Source organism: Pseudoduganella guangdongensis, assembly GCF_009857475.1.
Taxonomy (GTDB): Bacteria; Pseudomonadota; Gammaproteobacteria; order Burkholderiales; family Burkholderiaceae_D; genus Rugamonas; species Rugamonas guangdongensis.
The window spans coordinates 1-17,858 of sequence record NZ_WWCJ01000024.1; the positions used below are offsets into that span (position 1 = coordinate 1).

The following is a 17,858-nucleotide window of genomic DNA, read 5'->3' on the forward strand; positions in this document are numbered from 1 at the left end:
CGCCCGGACGCCAGGGCGCGGCGGCGCCGGTGGCGCTGCTGCGCGCCGCGGCGGACGAGCTGCTGGCGGGGCGCTGGGATGTGTTTGCCCTGCGCGGCGTGCAGCTGGGCTTCCCGCCGCAATGGAACCGCGATCCGAAGACCGGCACGCTGGCGCCGATGCATGCCGGCCCGTCCATCGATTACCGCGACGCGGCGCTGGTAGGCGATATCAAATACCTGTGGGAGCCAAGCCGCCACCTGGAATTGGTGACGCTGGCGCAGGCCTGGCATGCGAGCGGCGAGCGGCGCTACGCCGATGGCGCGCGCACCCTGCTGCTGTCCTGGCTGGAGCAATGTCCGTATCCGCAAGGCGTGCACTGGGCCAGCGCGCTGGAACTGGGCGTGCGGTTGCTGAACTGGTGCGCCGCCTGGCAGTTGCTGGGCGACGCGATCGACGACGCGTGGCGCGCGCAGTGGCTGCGCGCGGTATACCAGCATTGCCACTTCATCCGCCACCACCTGTCGCGCCACTCATCGGCCAACAACCACTTGCTGGGCGAGTACATGGGCCTGTTTATCGCCAGCCTGCAGTGGCCCTGCTGGCCGGAGAGCGCCGGCTGGCGCACGCTGGCCCAGCGCGGCCTAGAGGCGGAGGGGCTGGCGCAAAACCATGCCGACGGCGTCAACAAGGAACAGGCGATCTACTACCACCACGAGGTGATGGACATGATGCTGCTGTGCCACCTGGCGGCGCGCGCCAATGGCCTGCAGTTCTCGCCCGCCTGGCTGCAGCGCCTGGAGCGCATGGCGGAATTCGTGGCGGCGCTGATGGATGCCGGCGGCAACGTGCCGATGTTCGGCGATGCGGACGATGCGCGCATGCTGCGCCTGGACGGCGCGCAGGCGGAGGGCGCCACGCCGTACCGCTCCCTGTTGGCCAGCTGCGCGCTGCTGTTCGGACGCGGCGACTTCAAGGCCAAGGCCGGCGCCCTCGATGAGCGCAACCGCTGGCTGTTCGCCGAGGCCGATGCGCGCTGGCAGGCCATCCCCGCCGCTGGCGCCGCGTTGCCGCAGCCGCTGGTCAGCGCTTTCCCGCAAGGCGGCTACTACCTGCTGGGACGTGACTTCGACACGCCGCGGGAAGTGCGCATCGTGGTCGATTGCGCCCCGCTCGGCTACCTGTCGATCGCGGCGCATGGCCATGCCGACGCGCTGTCGTTCACCTTGTCGGCCGGCGGCGAGGAATTGCTGGTCGATCCGGGCACCTATGCCTACCACACGCAGCGCGCATGGCGCGACTATTTCCGCAGCACCGCAGCGCATAACACGGTGCAAGTTGACGGGCAGGACCAGTCGGAAATCGCCGGCAACTTCATGTGGCTGCACAAGGCGCGCAGCCTGGCGTTGGCCCATGAAACGCTGCAGTTCTTTGAGGGAACGCAAGACGGGTATATGCGCTTGCGCGATCCTGTCATGCATCGCCGCGTGATCCGCTTCGATTCCAAACGGAACGCGGTGAAAGTGGAAGATATCCTAGAATGCCTTGGCGAGCACGAGGTAGCCCTGCACTGGCATTTTGCCGAGGACTGCCGCGCCGAAACCGACGGGCACACGCTGCACGTCGCCGCGCGCCGCCAGCGCTTGCGCATGCATTGCGGCTTCGGTCCGGGGCCGCAACTCTTCCGCGCCAGCACGGCGCCAATCGCCGGCTGGATCTCGCGCCAGTTCGACCGCAAGAGCGGCTGCGTGACCGCGCGCTGGGGCGGCACGATCCACGGCACGACAACCATCGTGACCGAAATCGCCTTATGGGAAGGAGCATCATCGTGAAGATCAGTATCTTTGGCATGGGCTATGTGGGGGCGGTGTCGGCAGGCTGCCTGGCGGCCGACGGGCACACGGTGATCGGGGTGGATCCGAACCGCACCAAGGTCGGCCTGATCAACGAGGGGCGCACGCCCATCATCGAGAAGGATATCGGCGAAATGATTGCCGCCGCCGCCAAGGGCGGCCAGTTGCGCGCCACCGAGAATGTGCGCGACGCGGTGCTGAACAGCGAAATGTCGCTGGTGTGCGTGGGCACGCCGTCCCAGCTCAATGGCAATCTTGACCTGAGCGCGGTGCGCAAGGTGTGCGAGCAGATCGGCGCCGCGCTGCGCGAGAAGGAGGGCTTCCATGTGGTGGTGGCGCGCAGCACCATGCTGCCCGGCTCCATGCGCTCGCTGGTGATCCCCACGCTGGAACAGGCCTCGGGCAAGCGCGCGGGCGTGGACTTTGGCGTCTGCAGCAATCCGGAGTTCCTGCGCGAGGGCACGGCGGTGCACGATTACCGCCATCCGCCCAAGACCGTGATCGGCGAGACCGACCGGCGCTCGGGCGACCTGCTGCTGCAGCTGTACGCGCAGATGGATGCGCCGGTGGTGCGCACCGACGTTGAAACGGCGGAGATGGTGAAGTACACCGACAATACCTGGCACGCGCTGAAAGTCGATTTCGCCAACGAGATCGGCAACATCTGCAAGGCGGTCGGCATCGATGGGCATGAGGTGATGGAGATCTTCTGCAAGGACACCAAGCTCAATCTCTCGCCCTATTATATGAAGCCGGGCTTCGCCTTCGGCGGCTCCTGCCTGCCGAAGGACGTGCGCGCCCTGGTGTACAAGGCGCGCCAGCTGGACCTGGAACTGCCGCTGCTGAACGCCATCCTGCCGTCCAACCACAAGCAGGTGGAGAAGGGCCTGAAGATGGTGATGGAGAAACCGGGCAGGAAGGTCGGCATCCTCGGCTTTTCCTTCAAGGCCGGTACCGACGACCTGCGCGAGTCGCCGCTGGTGGATGTGATCGAGCACCTGATCGGCAAAGGCTACGAGCTGCGCCTGTACGACCGCAATGTGAAGCTGGCGGCGCTGACCGGCGCCAACCAGGACTACATCATGAACATCATCCCGCATATCTCGCGGCTGATGGTGGACTCGATGGAGGCGGTGCTGGCGTTCGCCGACACGGTGGTGATCGGCAACGGCGCGCCCGAGTTCCGCGACGTGCCCGGCCGGCTGCGCCCCGGCCAGCACCTGGTGGACCTGGTGCGCGTCTCCGACAAGCAAAGCGCAGGGGCGTACGATGGCATCTGCTGGTAAGCGCAAGGTCCTGATCATCGTCGAAAACCTGCCGTCGCCGTTCGACCGGCGTGTGTGGCAGGAGGCGACGACCTTGCACTCCAGCGGCTACCAGGTGGCCATCATCTGCCCGACCGGCAAGGGTTGCGAGGCGCGCTACGAAGAGCTGGAGGGCATCCATATCTACCGCTACAAGCTGCCGATGGAGGCGGAGGGCGCGCTGGGCTATGCGCTGGAATACTCGGCGGCGCTGTTTCACAGCTCGCGCCTGGCGTGGAAGGTGCTGTTCCGGCATGGCTTCGACGTGGTCCACGCCTGCAACCCGCCCGACCTGCTATTCCTGGTGGGCGGCTTTTTCAAATACGCGCTGGGCAAGCGCTTCCTGTTCGACCACCATGACATCAACCCCGAGCTGTACGAGGCCAAGTTCGGCCGGCGCGATTTCTTCTACAAGCTGATGGTGTGGCTGGAGCGCCTGACCTTCCGCACCGCCGACGTGTCGATCGCCACCAACGAATCGTACAAGCGCATCGCGGTCGGGCGCGGCGGCATGGACCCGGACAAGGTGTACGTGGTGCGCAGCGGGCCGAAGCTGGATCGCCTGCGGCTGCTGCCGCCGGTCGAGGCGCTGAAGCAGGGGCGGCGCTACCTGGTGGGCTATGTGGGTGTGATGGGGGCGCAGGAGGGCATCGACCTGCTGCTGCAAAGCGTGCGCCATATCGTGCATGTGCTGGGTCGCAGCGATGTGCATTTCGGCCTGGTGGGCGGCGGCACGTCGCTGGAACAGATGCGGGAACTGGCGCGCGGGCTGGGCGTGGCGGACTACGTGACCTTCACCGGGCGCGTGCCCGACCAGCAGCTGCTGGAGATGCTGAATACGGCCGATGTCTGCGTCAATCCGGACGTGGCCAATGAAATGAACGATAAATCGACCATGAATAAGATCATGGAGTATATGGCGCTGGGCAAACCTATAGTACAGTTCGACCTGACCGAGGGCCGCGTGTCGGCGCAGGAGGCGTCGCTGTACGCGGCAAAGAACGATCCTGCCGACATGGCCCTGAAAATCGTTGAATTGCTGGACGATCCGGAACGGCGCGCGCGCATGGGCGCGTACGGCCGCAACCGGGTCGTCAATGAACTTGAGTGGGAATACGAGGCGCCCAAGCTGCTGGCGGCTTACGAGTGCCTGTTTTCCGCTCCCGCGCTGATCGCAAAGGAAGCTGAATGAAGATTCTGGTAACAGGTGGGTTGGGTTATATCGGTTCGCATACCGTGGTCGAACTGATGGCGGCCGGGCACGAGGTGGTGGTGGTGGATAACCTGAGCAACGCCGACATCTCGGTGCGGCAGCGGGTGCAACGGATCACCGGGCGCGATTTCCTGTTCCAGCAGGCCGATATCCGCAACCGCGACGCCATGCAGGCGCTGTTCGCCATCCACAAGGTCGATGCCGTGATCCATTTTGCCGGCCTGAAGGCGGTGGGCGAATCGGTTGCACAACCCCTGCGCTATTACGACAATAATGTGGGCGGCAGCGTGGTGCTGTTCGAGTGCATGGCGGAGGCTGGCGTCAAGACCCTGGTATTCAGTTCTTCCGCCACCGTGTATGGCGATCCGGCCAGCGTGCCGATCACCGAGGACTTCCCGCTGTCGGCCACCAATCCTTACGGCCACAGCAAGCTGATGATCGAAGACATCCTGCGCGATACCGCCAAGGCCGACCCGGGCTGGCGCATCGCGCTGCTTCGCTATTTCAATCCGGTGGGCGCGCATGAAAGCGGCATGATCGGCGAGGAGCCGAGCGGCATCCCGAACAACCTGCTGCCGTACGTGGCGCAGGTGGCGGTCGGGCGGCGCGAATTCCTGAACGTGTTCGGCGGCGATTATCCGACCCCGGACGGCACCGGCGTGCGCGACTACATCCACGTGGTGGATCTGGCGCAGGGCCATGTGAAAACACTGGACAAGCTGGCGACAGCGTCCGGCTTGTTTACCTACAATCTGGGGACGGGGCGCGGCAATAGCGTGCTCGAAATGGTGCGCGCCTTCGAGGCGGCCAGCGGCAAGCCGGTGCCTTACAAGATCGTGGCGCGGCGGCCCGGCGATATCGCCGCCTGCTATGCCGACCCCACCCTGGCCGAGCGCGAGCTGGGCTGGAAGGCGCGCTATGATGTGGCCAGGATGTGTGCCGATGCGTGGCGCTGGCAAAGCGCGGGCCACGGCGCAGCTTAAGTAGCTGTTTCAAGAAAGGAAGACCCAATGAAAGCAATGATTCTGGCGGCCGGTAAAGGCACGCGGGTGCGTCCTTTAACCTACGAATTGCCGAAACCAATGATCCCGATCCTGGGCAAGCCGGTCATGGCTTACCTGGTGGAGCACCTGCAGCGCCACGGCGTGAGCGAGATCATGGTCAATGTCAGCTACCTGCACGAGAAGATCGAGGAGTACTTCGGCGAAGGGCACCAGTACGGCGTGCAGATCGGCTACTCCTTCGAGGGCTATACCAACAACCAGGGCGAGGTGGTGCCGGAGCCGCTCGGTTCGGCCGGCGGCATCAAGAAGATCCAGGAATTCGGCGGCTTCTTCGACGAGACGGCGGTGGTGCTGTGCGGCGACGCGCTGATCGACCTGGACCTGAAGTCGGCGCTGTACGAGCACCGCCGCAAGGGCGCCATGGCGACTGTCATCACGCGCGAAGTACCGTGGGATAAGACCAGCAGCTACGGCGTGGTGGTCAGCGATGCCGACGGCCGCGTGCGCGAGTTCCAGGAAAAACCGGCGCGCGCCGACGCCAAATCGAATTGCGCCAGTACCGGTATCTACCTGTTCGAGCCGGAGGTGATCGACCTGATCCCGTCGGGCGAAGTGTTCGACATCGGCTCCCAGCTGTTCCCGCTGCTGGCGCAGCGCGGCCTGCCGTTTTACTGCCAGACGCGCAAATTCAACTGGATCGATATCGGCAGCGTCAAGGATTACTGGGAGGTGCTGCAAGGCGTGCTGACCGGGGGCATCGGCAATATGACGGTGCCCGGGGTGCAGGTGGAGGAGGGCGTGTGGGTCGGCCTGAATACGCGCATCGACTGGAACGGCACGCGCATCGTGGGGCCGGTATACATTGGTTCCGGCTGCCAGATCGAGGCCGGCGCCACCATTATCGGCCCGGCCTGGGTGGGGCACGGCAGCCACATTTGCAGCGGGGCGCGGGTAGTACGCAGCGTTTTGTTCGAATATACTCGAGTGTTACCAGACGTTACGCTCGACGAATTGATCGTCTTTAAGGATTATAGTGTCGACCGCGCAGGCGAAATGCACCATGTGACCCAGGCTGATAGCGGCGGTTGGGGCAATGCGCGCGACCGTCGCGGCATGCGGCGAATGGATGAAGATGTTGTAAAATAGATAATCACGAACACCTCAGAAGACATATAAAAAGATATGAAAATTTATCCCGTCATCCTGTCCGGCGGCGCCGGCACCCGCCTGTGGCCCCTGTCGCGCGCGGCTTTGCCGAAGCAATTGCTGCCCCTGGTCACGGATAAGACGATGCTGCAGGACACCGCTTTGCGCCTGGCCGGCCGTGACGGCATGATGGCGCCGCTGGTCGTTTGCGGCAATGAGCACCGCTTCCTGGTGGCCGAGCAAATGCGCGAAATCGGCGTCAACCCGCTCGGCATCGTGCTGGAGCCGGTAGGCCGCAATACCGCGCCGGCGGTGGCTGCCGCCGCCCATTTCCTGCAGGCGGTCGATCCGCAGGCGGTGATGCTGGTGCTGCCGGCCGACCATGTGATCCAGGACGTGGACGCGTTTTATGCGGCCATCCAGCGCGCCGCGACCCAGGTGGAAAGCGGCGCACTGGCCACGTTTGGCATCGTGCCGACCGCGCCGGAAACCGGCTATGGCTATATCCAGAGCGGCGAGCAACTGGCGGTCGAGGGCTGCTTCAAGGTGGCCAAGTTTGTTGAAAAGCCGAACCGCGACACCGCGCAGGGCTTTGTCGATGCCGGCAATTTCTTCTGGAACAGCGGCATGTTCCTGTTCCGCGCCGAGTCCTACCTGAGCGAGCTGGCGCAGTTCCAGCCGGAGATGGCCAAGGCCAGCGAGGAGTCCTTTACCAAGGGCTACCGCGACCTGGACTTCTGCCGCCTGGACGAAACCGCCTTCACCGCCTGCCCGTCGGATTCCATCGACTACGCGGTGATGGAGCACACCCGCCATGCGGTGGTGGTGCCGGCGGCCATCGGCTGGAACGATGTCGGTTCCTGGTCGGCGCTGGCCGAGGTGCAGCAGGCCGACGCCAACGGCAACGTGACGCGCGGCGACGTGTATACCGATCACTCCAGCAATTGCCTGGTGCGCGCCGAAGGCCGCATCGTGGCGGCGATCGGCGTGCAGGACCTGGTGATCGTGGAGACCGCCGATGCGGTGCTGGTGGCGCACAAGGACCAGGTGCAGCGCGTGAAGCAGGTGGTGGATCACCTGAAGGCCAATGGCCGCACCGAGCATGTGCACCACACCAAGGTGTATCGCCCGTGGGGCTGCTACGAGGGCATCGATATGGGCGAGCGCTTCCAGGTCAAGCGCATCACGGTCAACCCGGGCGGCAAGCTGTCGCTGCAAATGCACCACCATCGCGCCGAGCACTGGGTGGTGGTGAGCGGCACCGCGCGCGTGACCTGCGGCGACAAGGTGACCCTGCTGACCGAAAACGAGTCGACCTACATCCCGATCGGCATGAGCCATCGCCTGGAAAACCCGGGCAAGTTGCCGCTGCACCTGATTGAAGTCCAGTCGGGCAGCTACCTCGGCGAGGACGATATCGTCCGCTTCGAGGATGTCTACCAGCGCGCCTAAGCGCTGCGTCATCGGCGCGCTCCTGCTGCTGGCAGCCGGGGCGCGCGCCCAGTCTTCCGCCTTTCTCGGCCCGGCCCAGCTGGCGCTGGTGGTCAATGATGCCGACCCAGCCAGCGTGGCGCTCGGCGCCTATTATGCGCAGCTGCGCGCCATCCCGCCCCAGCATATCGCCCATGTCCGGATTGACGGCCGCCCGGCGCGGCTTGACGCCGCCGCCTTTGCGCGCCTGAAGGGCGAGATCGACCGCCAGCTGGCGCCGGCCAGCGATGTGCGCGCCGTGCTGTTCGCCTGGACCGCGCCGTATGCAGTGGAGTGCAACAGTCTGACGTCCGCTTATACCCTGGGCTTCGACGCCGCCCAGTGTGTGCGCAGTTGCGCGCCGGGCCGCAAGAATCCTTATTTCAACGCCAGCGTGCTGCCGGCCGGCATGCGGTTGTCGATGCTGCTGCCGGCTGAACCGCCGGCGCTGGCGCGCACGGTGGCCGAGCGCGGCAAGGCGGCGGGCTTCAGCCTGCCGCGTGCCGGCGCCTACTTCCTGCGCACCAGCGAAGCCGCGCGCAACAGCCGCGCGCGCTTCTTCCCGCCCAGCGGCGCCATCCCGGCGCGCAAGCTCACCATCCACACCCTGCAGCAGGACGTGCTGGAGGGCGCCCAGGACGTGATGTTCTACCAGACCGGCATGGCCCAGGTGGGCAAGCTGGACAGCCTGCATTTCCTGCCCGGGGCGCTGGCCGACCACCTGACGTCCTACGGCGGCGACCTGCTGGGCGGCACGCAAATGAGCAGCCTGCGCTGGCTGGAAGCGGGCGCCACCGCCAGCTACGGCACGGTCAGCGAGCCCTGCAACCATTGGCAGAAATTTCCGCATCCGCAGATCCTGTTGCAACATTACCTCAACGGTGCGAGCGCCATCGAAGCGTATTGGCGCAGCGTGGCCTGGCCGGCGCAGGGCCTGTTCATAGGGGAACCGCTGGCGCGGCCGTATGCCCGCTGAACCGCATTAGTCCGTTCGGACTAATCGCTTGTCACCAAGTAGTCATATCAACCCGTTAATATGCAAACAACAACAAAAAGTTCCTTTTTGTAAATATTCTCTGGGGTTATCCATATGAAAAAGCAATTCGGGCTGCGCCTGTTCGCGGCGGCCGCCATGCTGGCCTGCCTGCCGGCCACTGCCGGCAATGTCGTCATCAGCCAAATCTACGCCGGCGGCGGCAATAGCCAGGCGACCTATGCCAACGACTATATCGAGCTGTTCAACCGCAGCGCGCAGGACGTCAACCTGAGCGGCTGGAGCGTGCAGTACGCCAGCGCCACCGGTACCGGCTGGAGCGTGCATGCGCTGCCAGCGCTGACCTTGAAAGCGGGCCAGTACCTGCTGCTGAAAGAAGGCAGCGGCGGTGGCGGCGGCTTGGCGGTGGACGGCAACGACCCGGCGCGCAATCCGCTGAACATGGCCATCGCGGCCGGCAAGCTGGCCCTGGTGCGCGCCACCGGCGCCCTGCAAGGCAGCGCGCCGGCCCTGACCGATGTGGAAGATTTCCTGGGCTGGGGCGGCACCGCCAGCGCGTTCGAAACCGCGCGCGCCGTTGCCATGGGCAATAACCAGACCGCCCTGCTGCGGGCCGGTTCCGGCTGCACCGACAGCGACAACAATAGCGCCGACTTCGCGGCGGCCGCCGCGGCGCCGCGCAATATGGCGTCGCCCTTCAATTCCTGCGGCGGCGTGCCGCTGCAGCCTATCGTGCCGGTCTGCCCGGCCAGCGCCACCCTGACCGTGGGCACGGGCGGCAGCATCGCGCTGTCGGCGTCGGATGCGGACGGCATCGTCAACGGCGCCAGCATTACCTCGGCCGCGGTGCCGGGCCTGAGCCTGGGCCAGCTGACCCCGGCCGGCGCCATCGGCGGCAGCGCCAATGTGGCCCTGCTGGCGGCCACGAATGTGGCGGCGGGCAGCTATCCGGTCGTGGTGCGTTTCACCAACGACCAGGGCCAGAACGCCAGCTGCACCGTGAACCTGAGCGTGGAACTGGCGGCCGGCACCGTGGTGCCGGTGTACCAGGTGCAGGGTGCCGGCGCGACCAGCCCGCTCACCGGCGCCAAGATCACCACCGAAGGCGTGGTGACGGCGAAAGTCGGCAGCGGCTTCTTCATCCAGGACCTGAACGGCGACGGCGACCCGACCACTTCGGATGGCCTGTTTGTGTACATGGGCGCGACCCCGGTCAGCGTGGCGGTGGGTGAGCTGGTGCGCGTGGCCGGCACCGTGGTCGAGTACAAGCCGGGCGGCGCCACCCGGTCCTACACTGAGCTGAGCAATGTGACCTCGGTGGTGGGCCAGGGCGGCGGCCACAGCATCACGCCAACCCCGGTCAGCCTGCTGGGCGCCAACTTGGCGGACGTGGAAGGCATGCTGGTGCGCTTCAACGGCGCACTGACCGTCAACGCCAATGAGTCGCTGGCCAGCCGTGGCGAGCTGACCCTGGCCGTCGGCCGCCGCGAAATCCCGACCAACCGCTACGCGCCGCGCAGCGCCGAGGCGATCGCCCTGGCGGCGGAAAACGCGGCCAATATGATCACCCTGGATGACGGCATCTTCGTCACCCCGGCTACCGTGCCCTACGTGTTTGACGGCGGCACCGTGCGCACCGGCGATACCGTGAGCGGCCTGACCGGCGTGGTCGATTACGGCGCGCTGGGCAGCGGCGGCGCCGGCTTCAAGCTGCAGCCGACCGAAAGCCCGCTCTTCCATCGCAGCAATGCGCGTACGGCGGCACCGGAAATCGCGCTGGGCAATGTGCGCGTGGCCAGCGCCAATGTGCTGAACTACTTCACCACCTTCGTCGATGGCAAGGACGTGACCGGCGCCTCCGGCCAGGGCTGCGCCCTGGGCGGCAAGATCCTCGCCAGCAACTGCCGCGGCGCCAACAACGCGCAGGAATTCGCGCGCCAGCATGAGAAGATTGTCGCCCAGCTGAAGGCAATTGACGCCGACGTGGTGGGCCTGATGGAAATCCAGAACAACGGCGACTATGCGGCCGGCTACCTGGTGAATGCCCTGAACGCCGCGTACGGCAAGGTGGAGTATGCCGTGGTGCCGAAACCCAGCGCCACCGGCACCGACGCGATCCGCGTCGCCATGATCTACAAGCCGGGCAAGCTGTCCCTGGTCGGCAATGCGCTGGCCGATGCCGACGCGGTCAACGACCGTCCGCCGATGGCGCAAGCGTTCAAGGCCGGCAACGGCGCCAAGTTCAGCGTGGTGGTCAACCACCTGAAATCCAAGCGCTGCTCCGGTGCCAGCGGCGCCAATGCCGACAAGGGCGACGGCCAGAGCTGCTACAACGGCGACCGCCTGCTGCAGGCGCAGCAACTGGTCAATGTGTTCGTGCCGCAAGTGAAAGCCGCGGCCGGCGACGACGACGTGCTGCTGATCGGCGACATGAACTCCTACGGCATGGAAGAGCCGATCCAGGTCATGACCAACGCCGGCTTTGTGAACCAGCTGGAGCGCTTCGTGCGCCCGCTGACCATGCCGCACTCCTATGTGTTCGGCGGCGAGAGCGGCTACCTGGACCACGCGCTGGCCAGCGCATCGCTCAGCAACCAGGTGGTTGGCGCCACCGAATGGAACGTGAATGCGGACGAGCCGGAAGTGCTGGACTACAACTTCGAGGACAAGAACGCGTCCGCGCTGGCGCTCTACAGCGCACTGCCTTACCGCGCCTCCGACCACGATCCGGTGGTAATCGCCCTGAACCTGGAGGCGACCTACCAGGATGTGAGCGCGACCGTGCTGGTGCAGCGTGCCGGCCTGGTGCAAAGCCGCAGCAGCAGCGTCGCCACTGGCAATGTCTGGCTGACCAACAACGGCGCTGCCTTGTCCGGTCCCGTGCATTACCTGGTGCCGGGCCTGCCGGCCGGCGTGACCCTGGCCAATGCCAGCGGTTCGCTGAACGGCGTGCCGTACATCACCGTGGCGCCAGCGCTGGCGGCCGGCGCGCAAATCACCTTCCAGCTGAAGTTCAATAACCCAGCCAAGGCCGCCATCAACTATGTGCCGCAAGTGCTGAGCGGTTCGTTCTAAATACTACGAGGACAAGCAATGACTATCTTTAAAAACATCGTCCGCACCCTGGCACTGCTGCTGGCCCTGGGCGCCGCCAACCAGGCCGCCGCCGGCGCCATGTACCTGGTGTCGGTCGATACCAAGCAATACGGCGTGGGCGCCAGCGGTTTCCTGGACTTCGTGTTCAACGGCCAGGGCAGCGGCCCGGCAGTCACCGCCACCATGAGCAATCTGCAAGGTTTCGACATGGACCCGGAGAACTTCGACACCATGAACGATGCCAGCGCGATTGCCGGTGGTTTCCAGCTGCTCAATAGCGCCGGCTTTAACGACGTGTATTACCAAGCCACCTTCGGCGGCGTGTTCAGCTTCATGCTGAGCTTCGCCGGCGACGCCTCGGCCGTGGATCTGTCGACCTTCAGCATCTTTGCGCTGGACGCGATGGAAGCGCAGATCGGCGGCGCGCTGCTGGAGCTGACCTACCAGCTGCTGCCAGGCGGCGAGGCGGGCGCCGTGGCCGATGTGCAGGCCGCCAACGTGGCCGTGTCGCAGGTGCCGGAACCGGGCGCGCTGGCCCTGGCCGGCCTCGGCCTGCTGATGCTGGGCGTGGCCCGGCGCCAGCGCCGCGCCTGACGCGCGGTTGCATAAATGCTACAGGCGCTCCGGGAGCTGCGGCTCCCGGAGCGCCTTTTCATTTGCAAGCAATAGAGTGAAGATGGTCATTTATTCCAATTAAATATTAATAGTCAAATAAAATTGTATTAGTGCCCAGGACTTGGCATGATCCATAGTTTTCCTCATCGCGATCTGCCTTTTTCGTCATGTCCTTCAACATCTTCGTCGTCGACAGCGATCCTGCCGTGCAGCAACTTCTGGCCCAGAATCTGGGCCAGGCGGGCTATGCCGTGCAGTGCTTTGACGATGGCCTGAGCGCCCTCGACGCGCTGCCGCGCGCGCTGCCGGAAGCGGTGCTGCTGGAGTGGGACTTGCCGGGCCTGTCGGGCCTGGCACTGATGCGGCGCTGGCGCGCGGCGGCGCACACCAGCGAGTTGCCGATCCTGATGCTGAGCTCGCGCTGTGCCGAGCAGGACAAGGTGCTGGCGCTGGAAAGCGGGGCCGACGATTTCATCTGCAAGCCGCTGGGCGCGCGCGAAACCATTGCGCGATTGCACGCGGTGCTGCGGCGGCGGCGCCCGGCGGCCATGCCGGGCGCGCTGCACGTGGCGGGCCTGCGCCTGGACCCGCACACCCTGAGCGTGACCGCGGGCGACCGCCAGCTCAGCCTGGGGCGGGTCGAGTTCCGCCTGCTGAACTACCTGATGCACCACCCGGGCCGCGTGCACAGCCGCGCGCAGTTGCTGGACCAGGTGTGGGGCAGCCACGTCTTCCTCGATGAACGCACGGTCGATGCCCATGTGGGCCGGCTGCGCAGCGCCTTGCAGCCGAGCGGCCTGCACGACGCGATCCAGACCGTGCGCGGCAGCGGTTACCGTTTCCTGTCCGGCACGCCATGCTGAACCCGAACGCGCGCGAGCAGGAATACCTGCTGCACGCCATCGATGGCGCGCATGGCATCGCCACCCGGCGCGAATTGTTCCTGTGGAGCCAGGGCGCGCTGCAGACCCTGCTGCCGCACGGGGTGCTGCTGGGCGTCCAGCTCGACCAGCAGGGCCGCGCGCGCGCCGTTGACTGCCTGCATGGCACGGTGCTGGCGGCGGACCAACTGGCCTTGCTGCGCGACCCGGCGCAAGGGCCGGTGCCGGCCTGGCTGCGCCAATGGCAGCAGGGCGGCGGCCAGCCGCTGGCGCTGCAGGCGGGCGCCATGGGCCAGGGCTTGGTGCATGGCAGCGGCGCGCTGCCGGCCGGCGGCAGCGCGGTGGTGCTGCTGGGCATGCCGGCGCCGGCGGGCTTCCGTGAAAGCTGGCTGCTGCAAGTGCTGCTGCCTTACCTGCACCTGGCCATGCAGCGCGCGGCCAGTGCTGCGGCGGCGCCGGCGCTGCCGCCTATGGTGTCGCCGCGCCAGGCGGAAATCCTGCAGTGGCTGCGCGAGGGCAAAAGCAACGAGGAAATCGGCCGCTTGCTGGGCATTAGCGCCCTGACCGTGAAGAACCATTTGCAGCGCCTGTACCGCCAGCTCGGCGTCAGCAACCGCGCCCATGCGGTGGCGCGCAGCGCGGGTTGACCGGGCGCGCCGCCGGCGCGATGATGGCGCCATGCCCTTTCGGAGTCCGATGATGAAACGCCTTGCCTTCCTGCTGGCCTGCCTGGCCGCCAGCGCGTGCGTCCAGGCCGCCCCTGCCGCCGACACCCTGCACCAGTTGCGCGCGCTGGAGCGCGAAGCCGCCTGCAGCACTGACCAGCAATGCCGCAGCGTGGCGCTGGGCGCCAAATCCTGCGGCGGGCCGGAAGCGTATATGGCGTATTCCACCGCCAAGGTCAGCCCTGAAAAAGTGCAGGCGCTGGCCGAGCGCTACCGCGAGGAACGCAAGGCCGCCAACCAGGCCAGTGGCCTGGTCAGCGATTGCCGCTACCTGATGGACCCCGGCGCCCAGTGCCGCGCCGGTCGCTGCCAGTTGCGCAGCGGCGCGATCCCGGTCGACTAAAAAAAACGCCGCGCACCAGGCGCGGCGTTCCAGGGCGATGGCGTCGCTTAGTCGCGGCGGTTCATCGCCTGCCGTTCCACGCTAGGCTCCGGCACCGGCACGGTGGTGTCGACTTCCAGCAGGGTGGTCGAGACTGCGCCGCCCGGTGCGGTGAGCTGGATCGCGCCCAGGTGCTTGGCGCTGCCCAGGCCGGACCAGGAGGCCGCAATGGTGGCGGTGGCGCCGGTGAACACGGCCGGCGGCAGGCTGGCCTTGAAGTTGCCCGCCGTTTCATCCTTGGCCACGGTCCAGCTGGACAGGGTGTAGTCCGAGCTGCCGCCCAGCGGTTTGTAGCCCACCACGCACACCTTGTAGGTGCCGGCCGCCGGCTTGCTCAGGGTCACCACTTCGCTCGAAGTGGCGCCGCCGCTGCTGCCGACCAGGCTGCCGCTGCCGCTCAGCACCACCAGGTCCAGGTCGTCATGTTCGCCCGCCTTGTAGCCCGAGGTATCCACATCGAACAGCGAGAAGCGCGCCACCAGCGCATTCGCCGGCACTGCCACCTCATGCACCTTGACGCCGGCATTGCCGCCGGCCTGGCAGGCGGCCAGGCCGCCGTCGCCGGAGTCGTCCTGGCCGACGGTGGCATCGCTGCGCAGGGCCGCCTTCAGGCCGCCTTTGGCCGCCACCAGCGGGCCGGTAAAGCCGGCGCCGATGGTGTAGGTGGTGCTGCCGCTGGCGGCCTCGTTGACCACCACGCTGGGCGCAGCGAGCATGGTGGGGCGTGCCGTCAGCGGGCTGCGCACCACGTGGCCGGCGTCGTCGCTCCAGGTCAGGCTGCCGTAGGACCAGGTGTTGGCCGGCGTGCTGGTATTGGTCAGGGTCACGGTGAAGGTGGCCTTGGCGCCCGGCGCCAGGGTCAGGCTGGCAGGGTTGACCGCCACGGTAAAGCCGGGCAGGGTGGCCGAGGCGGTATAGGTGGAAGCCTGGCTGCCGACGTTGGTCACGGTGCGCGTCATGGTCAGCTTGCCCAGGACCGAGGCGGCGGTGAGCGAGGCCAGGTTCAGGTTGTATGGCGCGATCGAGCCGAACGGGGCGCAGGTGCTGGCCGAGAGGGTGCCCGGGATGCCGCACATGAAGCGGACCCAATCGATGGGACCGTTGTCGTACACCAGGCCCGGGTCGAGCGCCTTGTTCGGACGCACGTGGCCCGCGCCCTGGCCCCAGGGCAGCGTGCCCTGCGCCATGCCGGTCAGGCCGTCGTTCAGGGTCGGGCCGGCGGTGGTCATCAGGGCCGACTTGATGGCGGCCGGCGACCAGCTCGGGTGCGCCTGGCGCAGCAGCGCGGCCAGGCCGGCCACGTGCGGGCTGGACATCGAGGTGCCGTTGTAGCTGGCCCACTTCGCTTCCGGCACCAGGGTGCCGTCGGCGATGGCGTCGCGCTCGGCCTGGGTCAGGTAGTCGGCGGTGACGCCGGCCAGGATGTCCACCCCGGGTGCGGTCAGGTCCGGCTTCAGGATGTTGGCGTTGTGCTTGTTCGGGCCGCGCGAGGAGAAGCTGCCCATCAGCGGCGCCGGGGTGCTGCTGCTGACCATTTCCGCTTTGGCGATGCTGCTGCTGCCGTCGGGGTTGGCGTTGATCCAGCTGCGGGCGGCGCTGCCGTTGGCGAAGTTCAGGTGCACGGCCGGCAGGCTGTGCAGGTCGGCCACCGGGGCCTGGGCGGCCGAGGTGTCCATCAGGATCATGCCGACGCCGCCGGCTTCCTTGACGGCGCGCGACTTGTCGACGCGCGCGCTGTTGCCGCGTTCGCACAGCAGGACTTTGCCGCTCACCTTGGCCGGGTCGAGGGCGCCATCGGCGCCGCCGCCGAAGGCGCTGCGGTCGGCCGCGGTGTAGCACAGGCGGGCGGCGGTCTGGTCGGCGGTGCTCAGCTCGGCGTAAGGTTTCATGGCGGCATTGCGCGCCAGGATGGTGGCGGTGGCCGGCAGCGGCGTCTGGTTGAAGGAGGCGCCGCTGTAGGTAGCGCCATTGCCCAGGGTGAGGGTGCTGGCGCCGCTGCGGTTGTGGGTCGAGGCGCCGACCGTGGTCAGCCAGGGCGACAGGTGGGCCACGGTATTGGCCGGGCCGTTGTTGCCGGCCGAGGCGGCGACGAAGACGCCGGCCGCCGCCGCGTTGAAGAAGGCTTGCTCGACCGGGTCCATGACGCTGGTCTGGTCGCCGCTGATGGAGAAGTTCAGCACGTGCACGCCGTCGGCCACGGCGCGGTCGATGGCCGCCACGCTGTCGGACTGGTAGCAGGTGTTGCGGCTGCCGGTGCCGTCCGGGTTGGTCGGGTCGGGGAAGGTCCAGCACACCTTGTAGGCGGCCAGGCGGGCGCGCGGCGCCATGCCGGACATGCTGCCCAGGCTGATGCCGCCCTGGCTGCCGGTCACGCCGAAGTTGCCGCCGGCGGTGGAGGAGGTGTGGGTGCCGTGGCCGCCCTGGCCCTCGGCCCCGGCCAGCGAATCGCGCGGCGAGATGAAGTCGGTCCAGTGCAGTTGGCGGCCGCTGGCAATGAAACCGGCGTTGAAGTAGCGCGCGCCGATCAGCTTGTTGTTGCAATGGGCGCTGGTGAAGCCCTGGCCGGTTTGGCAGGCGCCGTTCCAGCCGACCGGGCTGTCGTACACCAGGGTGCCGCCGACATCGAAGGTCGGCTTGCCCTGGCCGTCGACGCGGTCGGCATAGGACAGGTGCTCGGGCCAGATGCCGCCGTCGATAATGCCGATGACGATGTTCTCGCCGGCCTTGCTGTTGCCGCCCAGCTTGGTCCACAGGCCGTCGCCCGGGTTGTCCAGGCCGAGGAACTTGGCGGTGAAATTGGTGTCCAGGCTGCGCCCTTCGTCGGCGCTGATGCTGGCGATGGCGCCGGATTTTTTCAGGGCGCGCACTTCGCTGTCGGTCAGGCGCGCCGAGAAGCCGTTCAGCACCAGTTTGTACTTGTGCACGATCTGGGCATCCGGCACCAGGGCGGCGGCATTGTTCTGCTTCTGGTCCAGGTAGGCGATGTAGTTCTGCACATCCTGGGCCGAAATGTTGAGGCGGCTGCCGGCGGCCGGCTTGGTGGCGGGCAGGCCGCTCACGCCGCCGGCGTAGTTGGCCACCGGCGCGTCGGCCAGTTGCACGATGTAGGAGTGGCGCGCTTCGTCGGCGCCGGCATGGGCCGCCAGGACGCTCAGGACGGTCAGGACGGCCAGGCTTAATGGTCGCAGTTTCATAG

At 66.8% G+C, this 17,858-nt stretch carries 13 protein-coding genes; 12 read left to right on the forward strand and 1 reads right to left on the reverse strand.

Annotated features, from left to right (window positions below; genetic code table 11):
- The 12 genes from GTP41_RS23310 to GTP41_RS23365 all read left to right on the forward strand — a co-directional run.
- A partial coding sequence (locus GTP41_RS23310) for an alginate lyase family protein (protein WP_161027988.1) occupies nt 1-1,811 on the forward strand: 1,811 nt, incomplete at its 5' end.
- Nucleotides 1,808-3,118 carry a nucleotide sugar dehydrogenase gene (locus GTP41_RS23315; protein WP_161027989.1) on the forward strand — a complete coding sequence of 437 codons (1,311 nt, stop codon included), beginning with the start codon at nt 1,808-1,810 and terminating at the stop codon, nt 3,116-3,118. The genes GTP41_RS23310 and GTP41_RS23315, both read left to right, overlap by 4 nt.
- Nucleotides 3,102-4,328 (forward strand): glycosyltransferase family 4 protein, encoded by a 1,227-nt coding sequence (locus tag GTP41_RS23320; protein ID WP_161027990.1) that lies wholly within the window; start codon nt 3,102-3,104, stop codon nt 4,326-4,328. The genes GTP41_RS23315 and GTP41_RS23320 overlap by 17 nt, the downstream gene beginning before the upstream one ends.
- Nucleotides 4,325-5,332, forward strand: coding sequence for a UDP-glucose 4-epimerase GalE (gene galE / locus GTP41_RS23325; RefSeq protein WP_161027991.1), 1,008 nt, complete (start codon nt 4,325-4,327; stop codon nt 5,330-5,332). Before GTP41_RS23320 ends, galE begins: the two co-directional genes overlap by 4 nt.
- Before the next feature lie 27 nt (nt 5,333-5,359).
- Entirely contained in the window at nt 5,360-6,499 is a 1,140-nt protein-coding gene (locus GTP41_RS23330) for a nucleotidyltransferase family protein (RefSeq protein ID WP_161027992.1), read from the forward strand.
- A 36-nt stretch (nt 6,500-6,535) separates the two neighbouring features.
- Nucleotides 6,536-7,951, forward strand: a complete 1,416-nt coding sequence (locus GTP41_RS23335; protein WP_161027993.1) for a mannose-1-phosphate guanylyltransferase/mannose-6-phosphate isomerase — start codon at nt 6,536-6,538, stop codon at nt 7,949-7,951.
- Nucleotides 7,932-8,945 (forward strand): TIGR03790 family protein, encoded by a 1,014-nt coding sequence (locus GTP41_RS23340; RefSeq protein WP_161027994.1) that lies wholly within the window; start codon nt 7,932-7,934, stop codon nt 8,943-8,945. Before GTP41_RS23335 ends, GTP41_RS23340 begins: the two co-directional genes overlap by 20 nt.
- Nucleotides 8,946-9,059: 114 nt before the next feature.
- A complete protein-coding gene (locus tag GTP41_RS23345; protein WP_161027995.1) occupies nt 9,060-12,038 on the forward strand; it encodes an ExeM/NucH family extracellular endonuclease in 2,979 nt (992 codons plus the stop codon).
- 18 nt (nt 12,039-12,056) lie between these two features.
- Entirely contained in the window at nt 12,057-12,653 is a 597-nt protein-coding gene (locus GTP41_RS23350; RefSeq protein WP_202419858.1) for an NF038129 family PEP-CTERM protein, read from the forward strand.
- 188 nt (nt 12,654-12,841) lie between these two features.
- Nucleotides 12,842-13,537, forward strand: a complete 696-nt coding sequence (locus tag GTP41_RS23355; RefSeq protein WP_161027996.1) for a response regulator transcription factor — start codon at nt 12,842-12,844, stop codon at nt 13,535-13,537.
- Nucleotides 13,531-14,202 carry a LuxR C-terminal-related transcriptional regulator gene (locus GTP41_RS23360; protein WP_161027997.1) on the forward strand — a complete coding sequence of 224 codons (672 nt, stop codon included), beginning with the start codon at nt 13,531-13,533 and terminating at the stop codon, nt 14,200-14,202. Before GTP41_RS23355 ends, GTP41_RS23360 begins: the two co-directional genes overlap by 7 nt.
- 49 nt (nt 14,203-14,251) lie before the next feature.
- Nucleotides 14,252-14,623 carry a hypothetical protein gene (locus GTP41_RS23365; protein ID WP_161027998.1) on the forward strand — a complete coding sequence of 124 codons (372 nt, stop codon included), beginning with the start codon at nt 14,252-14,254 and terminating at the stop codon, nt 14,621-14,623.
- Nucleotides 14,624-14,670: 47 nt separating this feature from the next.
- On the opposite strand, the gene GTP41_RS23370 is transcribed toward GTP41_RS23365, so the two are convergent.
- Nucleotides 14,671-17,856, reverse strand: coding sequence for a S8 family serine peptidase (locus tag GTP41_RS23370; protein WP_161027999.1), 3,186 nt, complete (start codon nt 17,854-17,856; stop codon nt 14,671-14,673).
- Nucleotides 17,857-17,858 lie beyond the last annotated feature (2 nt).